This window comes from Bacteroides sp. NSJ-48 (genome assembly GCF_014287405.1).
In the GTDB taxonomy this organism is placed as follows: domain Bacteria; phylum Bacteroidota; class Bacteroidia; order Bacteroidales; family Bacteroidaceae; genus Bacteroides; species Bacteroides stercoris.
In genome coordinates, this window is record NZ_JACOOD010000091.1 from 1 (window position 1) to 4,667 (window position 4,667).

Here is a 4,667-nt window from a genome sequence, read left to right on the forward strand (position 1 = left end):
CCCGGTTCCCCGTCGGCATCCTCCAGGTGGTTGCGGTCCACGATGTAGTTGTTCAGCACCTCATCCGAGGTCAGCGCCTTGTTATAGATACGCACGCTCTTCACGTTCAGGTCGGCACCCGCCGACTTAAATTCCAACTGGCTCTGAATGTCAAAATTCACCTTGTCGAGCCACTTGGAAGCAGCCGACTCTTCACCGTTCACATAGAAACCGATCAGCGTGCGCTGTTCGTTGGTCTGCACGTTCGGATAGAACACGTAGGTAATGCGGATATTCGTACCCGGCTGGAACTTGGTACCCACCGAGTCTTCATAGCGCAGCATCTGTCCGGCATCCATCGCCTCGGTCACCACACCGGTCAGGAACTTGGCCTCTTCCGGAGTCACAATCAGCCCGTACCGGTTGCCGTTGTCCAGCTGCCCCAGGCAGGTGATCAGCTCGGCATCCGTATCCGTCACGTTGGCCGTGCTGTATTCTATCTCCAGCGTCATGCCCACGTCACGGATGGCAAATCCCTCGGGCTTGTCCGCCTCGTTGAAGGGGCGGTAACCGCCGTCAGCGGTCAGGGTCATACCTGCACCACCGGCCAGCAGCAGGCGGTCCTTGTGCCAGCCGCTACCGGCACCATATTCGTTCACGCTCCACAGCACGTCCCGGAACTCCATACGCTTGTCACCGCTCACCCAGCTTGCCGGGTTGTTTTCCGTGTTGCTTCGCCCGAAGGCGTCAAACGTACACACGGCATCCGGTGCCAGCGTGGCTTCAATGTCCGGGTGCGATGTGGTGTTCACCTGCACCTCAAGCACGGCATCGCCGCATGACACACGGTAGTCCAACGGTTCCACGTTCACGTTCGTCCGTCCGTAGCTGCCGGTCTCACCGCGTTGCAGCAGGTCTTCCTTCACCACGCTGCCCCGGTCGGTCACTTTCACACGGGCCGTGTACGCATCGCGGTCATAGCCGGCATACGTGAAGTTCCATGCCGTGAACTGCTCTGCCTCCAGCACCGGGTGTTTCCAGTCACGCTGGAACCCCGCTGCCCGGTGGCTGAACATCAGGCCGGCATACGCTGTCACACCTCCGCCTGCCTTCAGCAGCGTAATGTAATGCACCCGGCTCACCACACCGGAGTTCTCATGCTGCGCGTAGGCTTCCACCACGTTCGTACCCTCCTGCATCTGTGTCAGGGGGATGGTCACGTTCTTCTGCTGCACACCGCTGCCGGCCGAAAGACCGAGGGTAAAGGCCTGTCCGCCGTTCACGCGGTAGTAGATGTTCTTCTCACCGCTCGTGCCCTTGGCAGTAAAGGGGATGTTCACGTCATTTTTATATCCCCCGTCGGCCAGCCCGTTGCCCGCCGAGTAGGTGGTCTCCAGCTCCATGGCCACCATGGTCACCTTGGCCGTGGCCGTCTTCATCAGCGTGCCGTCCTGGTAAGTTGCCTGCGCTTCCACCTGTACGGTATAGGCAGTGGCATCCTTCAGATAGGGCGAAGCGTCAAAGGTATAGCTCTGTCCGGCTGTAACGCCCACAAACTCCGCATCCCGGAACTCACTGATGACGGTCGAACCGCGTTTCACGATTACACGGGCTTTCAGGTCGCTGTAGCCGTCCACCGTACCGCCACCGGCAGTGCCCACACCTACGGAGTATTTCACCACAAAGCCGCTGCCCAGTGCCAGATACTGCGAGGCGGGAAGTCCCGCACCGCCGCTGTCCGTCAGGTCGATGTTCACCACCACCTTGTCATCGTCCGTGTACTTGGAAAAGCGCACTTCCTTCGAGCTCTCGCCGCCCTGGTTGTCCTTCTGCTTGACGGTCATCACGTACTGGGTGCCGTCCTCGCTGTCCTGCACATCCACGTCCGTCACCGTACCCACCATCGCATCGAACACCGTTCCGGATGTAGGAGGTTTCGTCTCGCCGCTCACCAGTTCCTCGGTAGGGGTACGGTTTGACAGTTCCTTCTTCAGGAACGCTTCGATGTCATCGCCTGCATAGGCATGATAGGTGCCGTCCGGCTGTTTCTGATTCCATGGTGTTTCAAGATTCATCGGATGCTCGGTCGCGTTGATGATTCCGCTTATTTTCCTTTTTGCCATAATACTGTCCTTTTATAATAATCATTCATTTATCAGTTTTACTGCTACCGTTCCATGCGTCCGATCCGTTCCACGGCTCGTCGCCTTTCCAGTATCCAAGTCCGAAACAGCTGCTTATCGCAGACCACACCAGTCTTGCCCCGGCATAGACAGCCGACAGGGCACGTTTCCCCACATACGCAGCCGTTATTTCCTTACCGCCTATGGTTATCATCGTCAATCCTCCTCATAAATCAGATACAGCGTATTCGCATCCTTGTCCTGCAGCGCCTCGTAAGCTTCCCCGCTCATCACCTCATGCCGGTAGGCCAGCAGTCTCAGGCTGCCGCCTGTTCCGGTATATACGGCATCACCCAGCAGGTAGAGCTTGTCCGGCAGGATGGCTGTCCGGTCCGCATTCATGAATATGCCGGCAGGAGGCACACCCGCCACATCCCAGTCCCCGTACAGGGTGGAGTCCATGTGGTAGGCGAACTTCCCGGCATCCGCTACATACACTACGCTGCCGCCCGGTTTGGTACTCTTGTCAGGTAAAACATTGCCTGTTTCCATCCATGAGGAAAAGCGTGCGGTAGCCCCGCCGATGGCTGCTGCCGTAGTCTGTTCCACCTTGGCAGCGGCGTTTTCTGCCTTGGCTGCCGCTTCGTTGGCCTTGGTGGCCGCTTCCGTGGCGGCCTGGGTCTTTTCCTCCAGTCCGGCTACGGCTCCTTCCGCTTTCTTGGCGGCAGCCTCGGCACGGGCGGCGGCATCGCTCGCAGGCTTCCCTATCAGTTCCAGGGGGACGTTCACCATCTTGCCGTCCTTCTCCCCGGGCAGTGATTTCACACCGCTCAGCGAGGTGACGGTCTCCAAGTCCTCCACGCCGGTAGAACTCTGGAGTACACGGTCCAGCACTTCCTGAACCAGTTCTTCTTGTGTCATTTCTGCCATACTCATTCGTTTTTATCGGTTTCTGACCCGCCCAGGATTTCGTTCAGGGCATCTATCACATTGGGAAGACAATAGCGTTCCACCGCCATGTGTATCATCCCGGTTTCCTCATCGCTGAACTCGGTCTCGCCGGTACTCTCGAAAATCTTGAACGCAAGCCGATGGGCCTTGATGCCACTGACACGCGTATACAGCAAATCGGCTATCTGCTCACGTGCATCGAAAACCTCCCTCGTCTGACGGGTTATTCCGGTGGGAACGCTGAAATTCCTGAAATCTAACTTTTTCATATATATCTGTTTTTTAGGATGAATGATTCAATATCTGGTAACGGAATCCGTCCGCTTTTGTAATAAGTACCGTTACGGAGTCCCCGGATGCCATCTCGTAGTTTTGCAAATCTTCATTGTGGTTATAGATACCTTTTAGTATGATATTCTTTGAACCGGGTCTGACCCTGAACGTGACAATGGCTGCAAAATCGGTAGGCAAGTAACTCATGCCGAACTTGTATGCCACAGAACTTTCCGACGGCAGCGTAACCTCTACCTTACTGTAGTTGGGTTCATTGTAATACATCAAAATGATATTGTGTTGTGAGAAATCCACCGTGTAGTTTCCACTTCCGAAGGTAAGCAGCTTGGCTTTCGTATTGATAAACGCCGGGGCAAGTAATGCCGCATTGCTGCTGATACCGTAGTTCTTCGTACCGCCGGTAACATCTATAAACAATCCATAGTTCGCTTGGTCGAAGCCGTAATTCCCGTATATATTGGGGGCTGAGTTCACGATACGACCGACAGCGGTAAAAGCTCCTCCTGCAGAAGACGGTATCACATCATCACCGAACATCACATATCCTTTGCTGCCGCCGACACGGAAAAAATCATCATAAATGGCAAGACCGCCACCGCTCCCGTGAGAGTCGGCCACAGAACCGATACGGCCGTTCCCTATCTCAAAGCCGCCGATTTTCCCTTTGCTGCTGTCTATCTCTCCGGTAAACTTACCGTTGGTCGTTTCAATGCTGCCGTCTTCCAGTATCTTGAAGTTGCCGTTGGCCGTTACCAGTCCCTCCAGCTGTATATGGTCGGCTGTCAGCTTGATTTTGCTCACGGTATTTCCGTACTCGTCCTCTTCCTCCACGCTCACCCCGATAAGGGCAATCTTTCCTGTATTGTCCTGCGCATACAGACCGGAACCTTCAGGCTTTATGACAAGCCCGGTCTCTTTCAGCGCATTACCGTCCTTGTCGAAGACCGCCGCTGAAATCTTTACCAGCCGGTCGCTCTGTTCGAACAGTGTACGGTACTTATAGGCCAGTGCGTCCGCCTTGTTGGTGCTGAACACCAGCAGCGAAATGTAAATCACGCCCGTAAACGACAGCTTGAAGTCGCCAGTGCCGTTCCAAAGTCCGTCCAACGTGAACATCTTCTCGCCGCCAACGGGCAGGTCCTCTTCATGGCCGAACATGTTGAAGTTCTCAAACCCGGTCTTATCAGCGTTCACAAATTCTATTTTCAACCTTCCGGCCTTGATAACCCGGTAGCTGAACGACAGATACACCACGCCGGGCACCCGTTCGCCCTGGCTGTTCGTCTGCCGGTACTCCGGTACCAGCCGGAAGTCCTCCAG

General features: G+C 55.6%; 3 protein-coding genes and 2 pseudogenes. All 5 read right to left on the minus strand.

The window, feature by feature from the left end; translation table 11 throughout:
- Positions 1-2,102 (minus strand): annotated as a pseudogene (locus tag H8S52_RS19455) (hypothetical protein); the annotation flags it as partial.
- A gap of 25 nt (positions 2,103-2,127) precedes the next feature.
- Positions 2,128-2,316, minus strand: a complete 189-nt coding sequence (locus H8S52_RS19460; protein WP_007562482.1) for a hypothetical protein — start codon at positions 2,314-2,316, stop codon at positions 2,128-2,130.
- A 2-nt stretch (positions 2,317-2,318) separates the two neighbouring features.
- Positions 2,319-3,038: a hypothetical protein gene (locus H8S52_RS19465; protein WP_007571287.1), complete on the minus strand. Its 720-nt coding sequence runs from the start codon at positions 3,036-3,038 to the stop codon at positions 2,319-2,321.
- Positions 3,035-3,322 carry a hypothetical protein gene (locus H8S52_RS19470; RefSeq protein ID WP_005798244.1) on the minus strand — a complete coding sequence of 96 codons (288 nt, stop codon included), beginning with the start codon at positions 3,320-3,322 and terminating at the stop codon, positions 3,035-3,037. The genes H8S52_RS19465 and H8S52_RS19470 overlap by 4 nt, the downstream gene beginning before the upstream one ends.
- Before the next feature lie 13 nt (positions 3,323-3,335).
- Positions 3,336-4,667 (minus strand): annotated as a pseudogene (locus tag H8S52_RS19475) (hypothetical protein); the annotation flags it as partial.

Excerpts from the sequence above, each read along its gene's own strand:
- H8S52_RS19460 (WP_007562482.1), bottom strand. The coding sequence starts at position 2,316 with ATGATAACCATAGGCGGTAAGGAAATAACGGCTGCGTATGTGGGGAAA.
- H8S52_RS19465 (WP_007571287.1), bottom strand. The coding sequence starts at position 3,038 with ATGAGTATGGCAGAAATGACACAAGAAGAACTGGTTCAGGAAGTGCTG.
- H8S52_RS19470 (WP_005798244.1), bottom strand. The coding sequence starts at position 3,322 with ATGAAAAAGTTAGATTTCAGGAATTTCAGCGTTCCCACCGGAATAACC.